This window comes from Rhodohalobacter sp. SW132, assembly GCF_003390325.1.
Taxonomy (GTDB): Bacteria; Bacteroidota; Rhodothermia; order Balneolales; family Balneolaceae; genus SW132.
The window spans coordinates 372,576-385,221 of record NZ_QUOK01000002.1 but is presented as its reverse complement, the minus strand read 5'-3'; the positions used below and the strand labels follow the sequence as shown (position 1 = coordinate 385,221).

General features: G+C 41.0%; 17 protein-coding genes. 5 read left to right on the top strand and 12 right to left on the bottom strand.

Annotated features, from left to right (window positions below):
* Window positions 1-15 precede the first annotated feature (15 nt).
* Window positions 16-528: a hypothetical protein gene (locus tag DYD21_RS06240; protein ID WP_116034187.1), complete on the bottom strand. Its 513-nt coding sequence runs from the start codon at window positions 526-528 to the stop codon at window positions 16-18.
* Window positions 525-1,622, bottom strand: coding sequence for an alanine racemase (locus DYD21_RS06235; protein ID WP_116034185.1), 1,098 nt, complete (start codon window positions 1,620-1,622; stop codon window positions 525-527). Before DYD21_RS06235 ends, DYD21_RS06240 begins: the two co-directional genes overlap by 4 nt.
* A gap of 109 nt (window positions 1,623-1,731) precedes the next feature.
* Between DYD21_RS06235 and DYD21_RS06230 the strand changes: the two genes are divergently transcribed.
* The 4 genes from DYD21_RS06230 to DYD21_RS06215 are packed head-to-tail and all read left to right on the top strand — an operon-like array spanning window position 1,732 to window position 4,405.
* Window positions 1,732-2,148 (top strand): RimK/LysX family protein, encoded by a 417-nt coding sequence (locus tag DYD21_RS06230; protein ID WP_116034182.1) that lies wholly within the window; start codon window positions 1,732-1,734, stop codon window positions 2,146-2,148.
* 25 nt (window positions 2,149-2,173) lie between these two features.
* Complete coding sequence (rimK, locus tag DYD21_RS06225) at window positions 2,174-3,097, top strand: 30S ribosomal protein S6--L-glutamate ligase (protein WP_116034180.1); 924 nt, start codon at window positions 2,174-2,176, stop codon at window positions 3,095-3,097.
* Window positions 3,090-4,052 carry a succinylglutamate desuccinylase/aspartoacylase family protein gene (locus tag DYD21_RS06220; RefSeq protein ID WP_116034178.1) on the top strand — a complete coding sequence of 321 codons (963 nt, stop codon included), beginning with the start codon at window positions 3,090-3,092 and terminating at the stop codon, window positions 4,050-4,052. Before rimK ends, DYD21_RS06220 begins: the two co-directional genes overlap by 8 nt.
* A gap of 11 nt (window positions 4,053-4,063) precedes the next feature.
* Window positions 4,064-4,405, top strand: coding sequence for a DUF952 domain-containing protein (locus DYD21_RS06215; RefSeq protein WP_116034176.1), 342 nt, complete (start codon window positions 4,064-4,066; stop codon window positions 4,403-4,405).
* A 2-nt stretch (window positions 4,406-4,407) separates the two neighbouring features.
* Here DYD21_RS06215 and DYD21_RS06210 read toward each other — a convergent pair whose 3' ends face one another.
* From DYD21_RS06210 to der, 6 genes are all read right to left on the bottom strand, one after another.
* A complete protein-coding gene (locus DYD21_RS06210) occupies window positions 4,408-4,779 on the bottom strand; it encodes a response regulator (protein WP_158551435.1) in 372 nt (123 codons plus the stop codon).
* Between the two features lie 490 nt (window positions 4,780-5,269).
* The gene (locus tag DYD21_RS06205; RefSeq protein ID WP_116034171.1) at window positions 5,270-5,743 is read right to left on the bottom strand and encodes a redoxin domain-containing protein; all 474 of its coding nucleotides are present in this window, start codon (window positions 5,741-5,743) and stop codon (window positions 5,270-5,272) included.
* Window positions 5,744-5,754: 11 nt separating this feature from the next.
* Entirely contained in the window at window positions 5,755-6,237 is a 483-nt protein-coding gene (locus DYD21_RS06200) for a hypothetical protein (RefSeq protein WP_147303506.1), read from the bottom strand.
* Window positions 6,238-6,345: 108 nt separating this feature from the next.
* Window positions 6,346-6,903, bottom strand: a complete 558-nt coding sequence (locus DYD21_RS06195) for a hypothetical protein (protein ID WP_233505481.1) — start codon at window positions 6,901-6,903, stop codon at window positions 6,346-6,348.
* 15 nt (window positions 6,904-6,918) lie between these two features.
* Entirely contained in the window at window positions 6,919-7,605 is a 687-nt protein-coding gene (locus DYD21_RS06190) for an NADH-quinone oxidoreductase subunit I (protein ID WP_116034166.1), read from the bottom strand.
* A 100-nt stretch (window positions 7,606-7,705) separates the two neighbouring features.
* Window positions 7,706-9,016, bottom strand: a complete 1,311-nt coding sequence (gene der, locus DYD21_RS06185) for a ribosome biogenesis GTPase Der (protein WP_116034163.1) — start codon at window positions 9,014-9,016, stop codon at window positions 7,706-7,708.
* Between the two features lie 109 nt (window positions 9,017-9,125).
* On the opposite strand from der, the gene DYD21_RS06180 reads away from it, so the two are divergent.
* Complete coding sequence (locus DYD21_RS06180) at window positions 9,126-9,359, top strand: hypothetical protein (RefSeq protein WP_116034161.1); 234 nt, start codon at window positions 9,126-9,128, stop codon at window positions 9,357-9,359.
* A gap of 10 nt (window positions 9,360-9,369) precedes the next feature.
* Here the strand turns inward: DYD21_RS06180 and DYD21_RS06175 are convergent, their stop codons facing one another.
* The 4 genes from DYD21_RS06175 to DYD21_RS06160 all read right to left on the bottom strand — a co-directional run bounded on the left by DYD21_RS06175 (window position 9,370) and on the right by DYD21_RS06160 (window position 12,646).
* A complete protein-coding gene (locus DYD21_RS06175; protein WP_116034158.1) occupies window positions 9,370-11,394 on the bottom strand; it encodes an ATP-dependent helicase in 2,025 nt (674 codons plus the stop codon).
* Window positions 11,395-11,545: 151 nt separating this feature from the next.
* Complete coding sequence (locus DYD21_RS06170; RefSeq protein WP_116034156.1) at window positions 11,546-11,986, bottom strand: hypothetical protein; 441 nt, start codon at window positions 11,984-11,986, stop codon at window positions 11,546-11,548.
* Window positions 11,987-12,038: 52 nt separating this feature from the next.
* On the bottom strand, window positions 12,039-12,368 hold the full coding sequence (locus tag DYD21_RS06165) for a hypothetical protein (RefSeq protein ID WP_116034153.1): 330 nt from the start codon (window positions 12,366-12,368) through the stop codon (window positions 12,039-12,041).
* Between the two features lie 56 nt (window positions 12,369-12,424).
* Window positions 12,425-12,646: a hypothetical protein gene (locus tag DYD21_RS06160; RefSeq protein WP_116034151.1), complete on the bottom strand. Its 222-nt coding sequence runs from the start codon at window positions 12,644-12,646 to the stop codon at window positions 12,425-12,427.

The following is a 12,646-nucleotide window of genomic DNA, read 5'->3' as shown; positions in this document are numbered from 1 at the left end:
GAGCTCATAAATCTTTTAGTTGAGATCTGGCCGAAGTGACAGGATAAAAGCGACAATTTTATTTGCGTTATCTTCACTGAGCGGGATCACACGACCGTGAATTTCATTCAGATAGAGCCAGCCTTCCATGTTTTTTTTCTGAAATCGAACAGAACGGTCCGTTCGGTTCAAATCATTATATAAAGAACGGTTCGGCATCCGATCGGTTTTAATATCTTTGATATCGTCCAGCTCAATGAGCTCAGCATGTATTTCACGACCGCGAACGGAATATTCCACATCCAGTTCATTGCTGTTTTTTTGATTCACTTCAAACTGAATTTCAATTCTGCCATCTTTGATCTTAAAAAAGCTAAGAAACCCTATTACAAAAAATGCGAATGCAGCAAGCCTGAGATAACTCCCGATCAGAACGTCAGACACGGCCACATAGGCGCCGAAAAACAGGATTGATGCAATGATGCTTCCCACTGCAATAGCCGGCCAGTGTCGCGAGTATTTTTCCGAAACGTTTAGTGTGCTCTTCATGATAAAACTTTTTTACCTATTACAGATCCGGAATAAGTGTGGTACTCTTTAAAGAGATTTGCGGTCAAACAAGAGTGAACAGGACAGATCCAAATTTCCTCTAACTCATTTTTACCAAGCGCATTTTGCAGTTCCTTTAACCCGGTAACGGTGCCATGCTCCTGCGAAAGAGCCACAAGCGAGCTTCCGTTTATGGGTTTGATTTTCCCATTATCAGATACAGTTACCGGCTGCCCGTACGATTGTTTACCGTCCATGTGAATATTGTCTTTCGAAAAATGAACCGCACCTCCATGAATAATACATTCATTCGATTTCGGTTTTAGCTGGGCAACCGGAGCTTTTATAAGAAGACCCACCTGGCTATAAGTACAGCTGCCGATATTTACCTGCATCAGATCATAAAACACGAGATTACCGGGAGTAAGTTCATCAATACCTGGAAATTCATTTAGAAGTGAACAGGAGGGAGTATCACCCAGTGAAACAGATGCGTCAGGCCAGTTTTTTTTCAGATTATTTAAAGCGCTGAAATCTCGTTTAATTACAGATTCTACTTCTGAGGAGCCGTGAACTTTATAGGTATCTCCATCATGAATGTAAAACCCGTAAAACCTAGTTTTTTGAGATTCTTCACACGCCTTGATAATCTCCCGAATAAGCTCAGAATTATAAATATTAACACCACTTCGGCCATACCCCGCGTTAATTTCAATAAATATAGACACAGGATTCGTCAGTTCAGTTGCCAGATACCGGACGTCTTCCGGCCGGTGCACAAACAATTTTAAAGAGCAATGATTTGTTAGTTCGTTGATCTCATGAATCTGACCACTGTAAAATGGAAATCCGATTGTGATATCGTCCCAGCTGTCAGAAGCAAAATATTTCGCCATTTCGGGGGTTGAGACCGTAATTCCAGTTACACCTTCATCACGAAACCATTGCCCGATTTCCAGTGATTGATGTGTTTTAAAATGTGGCCTGAAAACAGCTCCGGCAGATTGGGCCTTGTTCTGCATGGATTTAATATTTGATTTACAATGTTGTTCAAAAACAACGGCTTTCGGGCGGGAAAGAGGTATATTGGGCATAAACGGTTACTGTTTTTTAAAATAAATCGTCCGGTTCAAAAATAGTGAATGCAACCGAGTTTAAAAGCTGTTATTTTTAGAATTTTTGATGTTAAAATAAGTTAGTCAGTTGAAGAAAATTATAGGACGAATTGAAAAAATAAGTTTTCCAGCTTGGTCTGTCGACAGACTGGATGCAAAGGTTGATACCGGAGCGTATACCTCAAGTCTCCATTGCCACCATATTGAAGTAGAGAAGATTGATGGTAAAGAGTTTGTCGTGTTTTCCCTTTTTGATCCGGAGCACCCGTCATATCGTAAACAGCGATTTAAATCAGAACTTCACGATGTTCGTAAAGTGAAAAGTTCAAACGGAGAGGTCCAGACACGCTACGCTATAAAAGAGTCGGCCATATTTTGTGGAAAAAAAAGATCCATTGAACTCACGCTAACAGACAGAAGCAACATGAAATATGATCTGCTTTTAGGCAGAAGATTCTTGAGAAACTTTCTGGTAGATGTATCTGAGAAATATTTGATGTCATAACCCTAATTCACTAAACAACAATCCATTGCATATAGTTGTATTATCACGAAACCGCTCTCTGTATTCAACCCGCCGCCTGATAGAATCTATTGAAAATAAAGGCCATAAAGCCACTGTGCTCGATCATCTTAAATGTGATATCGTAATCGAACAGGATAATCCTTCGATCTATTACAAGGGCGAAAAAATTGAAGATGTGGATGCCGTAATCCCGCGTATTGGAGCTTCTGTGACATTTTATGGTGCATCGGTTGTTCGCCAGTTTGAAATGATGGGAGTACCCACCGCAGTTGAATCTCAGGCTTTAGTTCGCTCCAGGGATAAACTTAGAAGCTTGCAGGTGATGGCACGTTCTGATGTGGGGATGCCAAAAACCGTATTTACCAACTACTCCAAAGAGGTGAAAAAAATCATCGATAGTGTTGGCGGTGCTCCGTTGATTGTGAAACTTTTAGAAGGCACACAGGGGTATGGAGTAGTTCTGGCTCCCACAAAAAAAGCCGCGGAGTCTATCATCGAAGCGTTTCACAGCATGAAAGCCCGAGTGATAGTTCAGGAGTTTATTGAGGAGGCAAAAGGCGCTGATATCCGTGCCTTTGTGATCGGGAACAGGGTAGTAGGCGCGATGAAGAGACAGGGAAAAGAAGGAGAATTCAGATCTAACCTTCACCAGGGCGGTACAGGTGAATTAATTAAATTATCAAAACGAGAGCGACAGGTGGCTCTTACGGCTGCTAAAGTGATGGGCTTATCGATTGCAGGAGTGGATCTGCTACAATCTGAAAGAGGTCCGCTTGTGCTGGAAGTGAATTCATCACCGGGACTGGAAGGAATCGAAAAAACAATCAATAAAGATATTGCCTCAGAAATAGTGAACTACGTTGTAAAGCTCGCTGAAAAAAACCGTGAAAAGCCCAATGGCAGAAAAAACCTGAAAAGTAATGCCTGAAGTGATCCAAATTAACGGTGAAGAGATACGACCCGGAGAAGACAAACAGGTACACATAAGCATAGCGAGGCTGCCCACCTATACGAATATAGACCTTTCCGTTCGGGTAATTCGCGCGGAACAGGATGGGCCGGTGGTTCTGCTTTCCGGTGGGCTGCACGGTGATGAGATTAATGGAATTGAAATAGTACGCCGGCTAATCTCAAAAGATCACCTTCAGCTAACTGCAGGTACAATCATCGCAGTGCCCTTAATGAATGTCTACGGTTTTATTCAAAATGTAAGAGGTGTACCGGACGGAAAAGATATCAACCGTTCATTTCCAGGGACTAAAAACGGTTCTTTAGCGATGCTTGTCGCTCACACCATTGTGAAGGAGATTATCCCTATTATCGATTACGGTATTGATTTTCACACAGGCGGGGCCAGCCGGGCAAATTATCCGCAGATTCGCTGTGTATTCGATTTAAAAGACGATCTAAAGCTTGCGAAAGCCTTTGCTCCACCGGTCATCCTTCATTCCGGACTCATTGATAAATCATTCAGAAAGGCAGCCAGTAAAAAAGGGAAACAGATTCTGGTGTATGAAACAGGTGAATCTATGCGGTTTGATGAGGATGGAATTGCTATTGCAATCAGGGGTACACAACGATTTCTTCATCACATGAAAATGAGAAAAAGCAGTCCTCAGCCACTCATCAAACCAGCAATATATCGTAAATCGAATTGGATACGGGCGAAATATGCAGGTATCTTTAATCCAAAAGTTAAACTGGGAGATGTCATTAAACCGCGCCAGATACTTGGTAAAATTACCGATCCATATGGTAATGAAAGTTTTAATATCTCGGCTCGACTTGATGGCAGAGTCATAGGTTTAAACAATTCTCCTGTGGTTCACAAAGGAGATGCTGTGATGCACATTGCTACAAATGAACTTATAGAAGTAAAATAAAAAAGGTCACCATGCAGGAAGATTTAATATTTCACGCAGTTTCCAGGCGAAAATGGACACGCTTAAATAAAAACGGACAGTTTACACCAGAAGATTTTGAAGAGGAAGGGAAAATACAGTGTGCAGTTCCTGATAAACTTCAGGAATATTTAAATACACACTTTAAAGATCGTAAAAACCTGATATTATTAGTTATAGATGTATCCCGTTTAGCAACCAACATTCGTAAATCAAAAGAAAACGGATATATATATTTAAAGGATCCGATCAATATTGATGCCATTCTCGATAAAATTCGAATAGACTCCAATGAAAAGGGGGAGTTTGACCTGTCGGTTAAGAGCTTTACATAATTTTATGGATGCAGAACATCATCATCCACGGAATAAATAGAATCTTTCAGCTGGTTAAGCGACACGGGTTTATTAATGTAGTCGTGGTAACCAAATTTTTCAGCGCGGGTTTTACTTGCCCGGTCTGAATTCCCTGTGATATAGATAATTGCAGGCTGGTAGATTTTATAGATTTCCTTCGTAACATATATACCATCTACAGAACCCTTTAACATGATATCCATTAATATGATATCTGGTTTCAGGTGCACAATTCTCTGGAGAGCCTGTTCACCTGAAGCTGCGGTTCCGGTAATTTGCACATCCAGTTTATCGACCATTAATTTTAAAAGGAGAGATTGAATACTATCATCTTCAACAATAAATACTGTCATTTGCCGGGGTAGATCCTGATCCATCTAATACTTGCTAATACTAATTATGTACACTGATAATTATGCTTGTAAGATGAAAAAGTTAGAATGTTCCTGAAATTTTGAAAAGAAATTCACTAATAAATCCATTTTTCGAAACAAATTACTGTAACTGATTGAGCCATCTTGGAATGGGGAGATGTCGCCATTTTAAAAATTTATCATGAAAAAGCCAGCTTATTACATACTTCTGAATCCAGGCATTATATAAATGTCGTATAATATATATTATGTAAAGTTATAATCTTAATAACATGCGATCATCATATCTTCTACTTCACGATGGCTCCCCCATCTCTTGGGTGAACAGTCGCCCTTGATACCAAATTTACAATTGAAGTCTTTCGAAATATGATAAGAATCCTGCCAGGTTTTGAGGTCCTGCCTTTCACTTCGAATGTATAGCAACACCTCGTTGATCAGGATCACACTGCTAAAAAATATAACGGTGTTATTTTCCTGACAAGATATTTTGTATCGCCTTAAAATCTGGCTGCTGACCGGAATCTTCCAGCACTTCAGCATATTTAATTTTTCCTTCAGGTGAGATAATAAATGCTGAACGCTTTGAAACTCCCTTCATCCCAAAATAATCTTCATAAAGAACACCATATGTTTTTGATGCTTCCCGATTGAAGTCACTAAGCAGAGTAAAGTTTATGTTATTTGCTTTTTTAAATTCCTTCAGGGTAAAAAAACTATCTACACTTATCGCAGTAATAGTTGCTTTAAATGCATTATAAAGTTTCATATTGTCCCGAACGGTACACATCTCTTTTGTGCAAACACCAGAGAAAGCGAGCGGAAAGAAAAGTAAAATAGTATCGCCCTGCCCCTGGGCCTGAATCTCTTTGAGAGTAACTTTATCACCATTGGTATCTGTAAGTTGAAATTCAGGGGCTCTATCGCCTTTATTCATGCTCATGACATTCTCATTTAACGTTTGTGTTTGTTAATTACAGATGGGAATCTAAAACTGGTTATGATCATTCCCGCACCCGTTGTTAAATGTACAGAAGCAGTTATCCATTCACTCTCAAAATCAACTAACCAATGCACTGCAAACGATGAAAGAAATAATAACAGCGCTATTAACAGAAGATACCCTTTGATTACGCGTTTGAAGTAAGCGATTATGAGTCCGCCAAATACGATCAGAATAGTTCCCTGCAAAGCCAAAGCCGTGATGTCTGCCAGTATCTGATTATCTATAAAAAAGTAATAGAATGGAAAGATAATTAACGGCAGGTATGAATAGGCCAGTGGCTGCCTGGCATAATTTGGTTGAAGCTCGTGTACAACAACCATCAAAAATACCATACAAAGCAGCAAAATTGCGACATATACCAATTCAATGGCCCGGTTTAAAACCATTGCTTCGGTAATTTCCATACCAAACATTGCTGTAATTAAAAGCAAAATCGTGTATGAGAGGTATTCAATGTGAGGCGAGCCTTTAAGTCTTCGCCAAACCGCAAGGCAACAGAACAGCGATATAAGAATAAGAAGTATTGAGCTCCACAAGTGTTATTCCTCTCTGTTATTGCGCTTTTTAGCTTTAGCGTTTGCCTCGCGGTTAGCTTGCTTGTTATTCTGATAGATTAGTACAAGGTCGGCAATTTCTTTTAAGAGCCTTCTCTCCTCTTGTATCATATTCCTCGCGAATTGGTAGAGAGTAATGGAATTGTTTTCTGGATCAATAACTTCCCGTTCCCAGTCGATTAAGGGAATTCTATCAAAAAGACTAAGTAATGCAGCCCTGTGTTTGATAATTTTCCTGAGAACTTTCTGGACATCTTTTTCGTCATCTGGAAAATCAAAGGAATCTCTGTAATGCTCAATGTCCTGTATTTTCAGTGGCCGGGCGTTGGCAAATATTTTTTCAATGAGCGGGCGATAATATCGGTGTTGTGCATGATCAATTAAGGCAAGTTTTTGCAGAATTGACATACCGCCGGATGGTACTTCGGCATACGGAACTTGTTCAATCAGATAGGTAAGAGCCTCTGCCTCATCTTCCAGGTAACGGGCATCATCTACTAATGACTGTACCTGTTCCTGGGTCACCTCAAAATCTTTCATCATTAAGAGCCGCTCTTTTTAAACCGACCAGTGAGATGATGCTTTGGTTGCATCATTTTTTTTCTGCTGTTCAAGCATATCAACAAGGGAAAGACCTGAATTCCAGTCGCGATCTCGATCACGTACGGAATGAATGTTGTTCTCTTCCTGAAAATCCCAGAACTGGCCAAATTGTCGGTTTTTATATTCTTTGAGAAAATCGAGTCGTTCTTTTAAATCCTCTTTGGGAACCAGCAGGCGCTGTTTGTCGTACACAGCATCTTCACGGGATTCAAAAACAATATCATAATCTTTACTCATTACGATTGCCTCTTCCGGACAAACTTCTTCGCAGTAGCCGCAATAGATGCAGCGAAGCATATTAATTTCAAAAAAGTCAGGATATCGCTCTTTCGGATCTTCCTCATCTTCGTTTGCCTGCATACTAATAGCCAGAGGCGGACATGCGCGTGCACATAATCCGCAGGCTACACATCGCTCTTTCCCGTTGTCTTCAACCAGAACAGGCCTACCTCTGAAGATAGATGGCGGATCCCATTTCTCTTCAGGGTAATTCATAGTAAATGTGGGAGCAAACATCTGTTTAAATGAGTACCACAACCCTTTGAAAATCTCGGGCAGATAGAGGTTTTCTAAGAATGATAACTTTCTTTCGCGTTTAAAATCTTCACTTAACGCATTTGATACCGGTTTATCCAAATCCATCAAAAAGAACCGTCTGTTTGTTTAAAAATATGCTAAGTACTATTTGAGAAAAATAACCTTTTGAAGTGTATCGTTCAATTTTATTCTGACGAGGCCACCTCTATTTCTGGCGAAAGACCATCGTTATCGGAACACCTGTAAACCCAAACTCTTCGCGCAATTTACTCTCAATAAACCTTCTGTAGTTCGGCGGAAGTTCCTGTGGATTATTCATAAAAAATTTAAACACAGGAGGATTCTGTTTTACCTGAAGTGCATATTGAATTTTAAGCTGATTTCCGCGCTTCATGGGAAGCTGTCGTTCTTTGAGGATTTTTTTCACAAAATCATTCATTTCCGGCGTGCTGATTTTCTTCCTTCGCTCCTGCAGCACCATTTCAGCCACATCAATGACCCGTTCAATTCTCATTCCTTTAAGAGCAGATATAGAGATGATAGGAATGTACGTTGCTGTTCGTATCCGATCGTAAATATACTGCTCAAATTCACGAAGAATATTTGTGTCTTTATCCGGTACGATATCCCATTTATTCAGGGCAATTACAATACCTTTATTATATTTTTCAGCTTCCCGGATGATGCGTTTATCCTGGGCATCAAACCCTTGCGTGGCATCCAGAATTACGATAACAACATCAGAATCTCGAACAGCGCGATCCGTGCGGACATTACTGAAGAATTCGATATTCTCTTTAACTTTTGCTCTTTTTCGAAGCCCGGCGGTATCGATCAGTGTGTAATTTTTTCCGTTATAGCTGAGCCGGCTGTTAATGGAATCACGTGTTGTTCCCGGGATGTCCGAGACAATACAGCGCTCACTTTTCAACAAGGAGTTCATAAGCGAACTTTTACCCACATTGGGGCGACCAACGAATGCAATTTTTGGTGTCTGGTCCTCTGTACTTTCTTCGGGTGATTCCGGTAAAAGCTCAACGACTCGATCCAACAGTTCGCCGGTTCCCGTTCCGCTGATGGCAGAAACCGGGAAAATTTCGTCGAGTCCAAGTTCGTAAAACTCAACGGAATTCATCTTACGGCGTTCATTATCACTTTTATTCACTACAACCAAAACCGGTTTATCTACCCTCCTGAGAATGCCTGCCACCGATTTATCAAGGGTATTGATACCATGCTCCACATCAACAACAAAAAGGATAAGATCCGACTCTTCAATAGCAACATGTACCTGTTCGCGAATACCTTCTGAGATCACATTGCCCTCATCCGGCAGATACCCGCCTGTATCGATGACCGTAAAATCCCGGCCATTCCAAAAACTTTCCCCGTAATGTCGATCGCGCGTTACGCCATACTCATCATGTACAATGGCCTGCCGCTCACCTATCAGGCGATTAAAAAGTGTAGATTTTCCAACATTGGGTCGGCCGACTATAGAAACCGTGGGTAACATCTGTTGTGGTAAATTTGTAATTTAGATTATATATGCTGACTGTAGAAATAATGGAAGTGAATTGTCAGCTATTTTTCAATCCTAAAGGTAACGATAAAATTGCAAGTAAATGCTTGAAACTGTTTATAATAATTTTGGTTTCTTAGGATCTTTGGTTGTCTCCCTGGGCATTTTCTTTTTCTTCATTTTTTGGATGGCGGGAGTCGCGGGCATCTGCAAAGAACATGAGGGTCAGAAAGGGACAATAGCCCGGTTATTTTTTGGGATTTTAATTCCGGTTTATCCTGTCTTTTGGTTGATTGCAGAGATGATTTCTCAAAAACGTCAGCTTAATAAACTATGAAGCGTTGTTTTTACTCGTTTAAAAGCTGCTGATCGTCGGCTGATGGATCCAGTGCATTACTTTCGGGCTCTTCAACAAGGAGCCACGGTTCTAACAGCGACTCCGGAATATCTTCCACAAACCTCGACGGATTGGTGAAATAATCTCCATAGGCCCCCTGGTGCATCGCCGGATACGTTAAAAATAGCTGGTCTTTCGCACGGGTCACGGCAACGTATACGAGGCGAATCTCTTCTTCCATCTGCAGCGGATCATCAATCGCGTAACCTGAAGGAATGATTCCATCCAGACACTGTATCAGAAATACCGTCCCCCATTCCAGGCCCTTTGCGGAGTGAATCGTGCTCAATATAAGCGGTGATTCATCTTTCTCTGCTGCTTCGGTATCAATCGCGGTTGCCTCAATCGGGTCGAGGGCCACTTCTTCAACCAGGTGTTGCAGAGAGCGATAGGTACCCGAAATATCCACAAACGTCTCGAGATCTTTCATCCGTTTGGGATGATCATCAAACCTTTTTTTACAAAATGTGCTGTAGTAATCGACAACCGACTGAAGCTGCTCGGAAACGGATCCTTCAAATGATTTTAAATCGGTAAAGAGTGTGCTCAGAGCCTTCAACTGATTCAAATAACGGTCACTCGCATGGGGCGCTTTGTGGGGATTGAACGGATCATTGCTTTGCTGTGCCCAGGTAAAAAACTCCTCGGCCGTTTTCGGCCCGATCCCATCCATCAGCATTAGAGCACGGTTCCAGGAAATGGTATCCTGCGGATTGATATAGATTCTCAAATGAGCCAATACATCCTTTACATGTGCTGCTTCTGTGAATTTTTGTCCGCCATATTTTGTGTAAGGAATGTTTTTCTTATTCAGCTCAACTTCAAGGTCGAACGAATCGCGTCCATTGCGGAATAGCACGGCCATATCAGCAAGGTCTCTGCCCTGTTCCCGCAGATTTAAAATCATTTGAGTTAAAAACCTGCTTTGGTCATTATTATTTGCCGCTTTTACCAGGCCAGGAAGATCCCCTTCATTGTTGTTGGTGTATAGATTTTTTTCAAACGCTTCTTTCGACTGAGATAAAACCTGGTTTGCAAGATCAAGAATGCGCTGTGTTGACCTGTAGTTTTCTTCCAGTTTGATGATTTTAGTGCCTTTGAAACGTTCAGGAAACTCCCGCATATTTTGAACGTCCGCACCTCGAAATGAATAAATGCTTTGCGCATCATCCCCTACAGCCATCACATTTTTATGAACACTGCTGAAGAGTTCTGTAAGTTCAGCTTGTAATGCGTTCGTATCCTGGTACTCATCAACAAGAACATGTTTGTTCTTGATGGCTATTTTAATTCGAACCTCTTTATTGTTGCGCATAAGGTTACGGGTATTTACCAATAAATCATCGAAGTCCATCACAAAGTTTTTTTCTTTGTACCGGCAGTACTCCTGATACAGATCTTCAATGTTTTCCGTATGATTCAAAAATTGTGAATATTCATTCTGAATCAGTTCTGGAATGGAAACCATTTTGTTTACAGATCCGCTGAAAATGGAATAGAGTGTTGATTTTTTTGGAAACCGTTTACGAATTTTCGACTTATCGATCCTTCCCCTGAGCAGCTGAATAGTATCCATCGCATCTCCCGAATCAATAATGGTAAAATTCTCAGGATACCCGATCTCTTCGGAATGAATATGCAGAAGTTTACTGCAGTAGTGATGAAATGTACCTCCCTCCACCCTTCTGCATCGATTATCCAGAATGGCCGTTGCGCGGCGCAACATTTCTCCGGCTGCCCTGCGAGTAAACGTTAAGAGCAGAATAGATGACGGATCACAGCCGCTTTCTATCAACCTGGAGAGCCTGTAAATCAATGTGCGTGTTTTTCCCGTACCTGCACCTGCAATGACCAGAGCGGGTCCAGTGCCATGCATTACAGCTTCATACTGTGCCGGGTTGAGCAGATTTTCATACTCAATGGAGTAATGCTCCTTCCGGGTACTGTCATCTTTGTGGAGAACGAATTTTTTCATACATGGAAACTAAAGAATTCTCCGAATATGTAAAATTTATGTTAGAATTCAATTCTGATACTAATATGACTACTGCCATGTAAGTATTTTTTTTGAATTAAACCTCAATTGTTATAGGTATAGGCACAATTTAGCAGCAATAAGATAGGGCTTACATTGCAATAGCAGAGGGAGAATCATTTACTATCCATTCACCAGCCGAATTCTGCTGGAAAATGATTAATACTGCACCGAGTGACAACGGCGGAATGTTTTTCTCGGAGGGACACATTTTCAGATCTGATATTATCCGAATTTCATTTTCGGTTACCGTTGGCTTTCGCAAGCTAAGATAATAGATATCCCTGTTTTCAACGGCTTTACTTTTGAGCATGGTTTCATTCAGAATTTCAATCTCCAAATTTGGCAGACTTTCACGAAGTAAATCCGCCTTAATATTCTCAGATGATACATAAATGATATCCTGATTTCTAAGATGAAGGATATCAGGAAATTGGATAGGCTCGGACATACCGGGAAGAGTGGTTTGTTGAATCAGCGATGAAAGCAACATCGATTGTAATTTTACGATCTGTTTATCTTGTTGATTCATTTTAACATCTACCCGGTTTCCGTTTTGTTTATATTGAAATTTAGTGTCAAAACTACTCTGGATTAGGCGAAGATGACTTGCCCGCTTTTCCTCCCAGATTTTCGATTTCATCTATTTCAACAGGTTTCGGATGGGTTTGCTCGTTTTTTTCTGAGGTTTGAACACCTTCCGGTGCTGGCGGCTGACCGTGCATTTCACCACCACCTGATGAATTCCCAAGAGCTTTATCAGGTTCGGGAGCACTACCGCTGGTCATACCCTTCTGAGAATCGCTCATCCCCATATTACTATCCGGCTCGGGGCCTCCGCCGGCACGCTGCTGACCCATACTAACGTTACCATTGTCAATCGGCGTAATTTTTATCGTTATTTCTGAATTCAAAATATACCTCCAATGTTTAAACTATTATGAAAATAAATCCGGATCGATCAAGTATATCAGACGTACACAAGTTCAATCTGATTATCTGCAGCATTAGTTATCACATTGGGAGTGATATTGCTTGTTCTTGCTGCTGACAGGGCAGTAAAAACATTAGATGTTCCATCAACAGATAAATTACCCACCTTTCTCCAGCCTATTCCCTGAAGATGTGCCCAGCAGTTTTGCGAATGGTGTGAACAATAGGTTCTTGTGATTTTTACATTATATGATGCCAT

What these genes read in the sequence shown, in the direction of transcription:
- DYD21_RS06160 (WP_116034151.1), bottom strand. Translation starts at nt 12,646, where the DNA reads ATGGCATCATATAATGTAAAAATCACAAGAACCTATTGTTCACACCAT.
- DYD21_RS06240 (WP_116034187.1), bottom strand. Translation starts at nt 528, where the DNA reads ATGAAGAGCACACTAAACGTTTCGGAAAAATACTCGCGACACTGGCCG.
- DYD21_RS06235 (WP_116034185.1), bottom strand. Translation starts at nt 1,622, where the DNA reads ATGCCCAATATACCTCTTTCCCGCCCGAAAGCCGTTGTTTTTGAACAA.
- DYD21_RS06175 (WP_116034158.1), bottom strand. Translation starts at nt 11,394, where the DNA reads ATGAAAAAATTCGTTCTCCACAAAGATGACAGTACCCGGAAGGAGCAT.
- DYD21_RS06170 (WP_116034156.1), bottom strand. Translation starts at nt 11,986, where the DNA reads ATGAATCAACAAGATAAACAGATCGTAAAATTACAATCGATGTTGCTT.
- DYD21_RS06210 (WP_158551435.1), bottom strand. Translation starts at nt 4,779, where the DNA reads ATGACAGTATTTATTGTTGAAGATGATAGTATTCAATCTCTCCTTTTA.
- DYD21_RS06205 (WP_116034171.1), bottom strand. Translation starts at nt 5,743, where the DNA reads ATGAGCATGAATAAAGGCGATAGAGCCCCTGAATTTCAACTTACAGAT.
- der (WP_116034163.1), bottom strand. Translation starts at nt 9,016, where the DNA reads ATGTTACCCACGGTTTCTATAGTCGGCCGACCCAATGTTGGAAAATCT.
- DYD21_RS06195 (WP_233505481.1), bottom strand. Translation starts at nt 6,903, where the DNA reads ATGATGAAAGATTTTGAGGTGACCCAGGAACAGGTACAGTCATTAGTA.
- DYD21_RS06190 (WP_116034166.1), bottom strand. Translation starts at nt 7,605, where the DNA reads ATGGATTTGGATAAACCGGTATCAAATGCGTTAAGTGAAGATTTTAAA.
- DYD21_RS06220 (WP_116034178.1), top strand. Translation starts at nt 3,090, where the DNA reads ATGCCTGAAGTGATCCAAATTAACGGTGAAGAGATACGACCCGGAGAA.
- DYD21_RS06180 (WP_116034161.1), top strand. Translation starts at nt 9,126, where the DNA reads ATGCTTGAAACTGTTTATAATAATTTTGGTTTCTTAGGATCTTTGGTT.
- DYD21_RS06215 (WP_116034176.1), top strand. Translation starts at nt 4,064, where the DNA reads ATGCAGGAAGATTTAATATTTCACGCAGTTTCCAGGCGAAAATGGACA.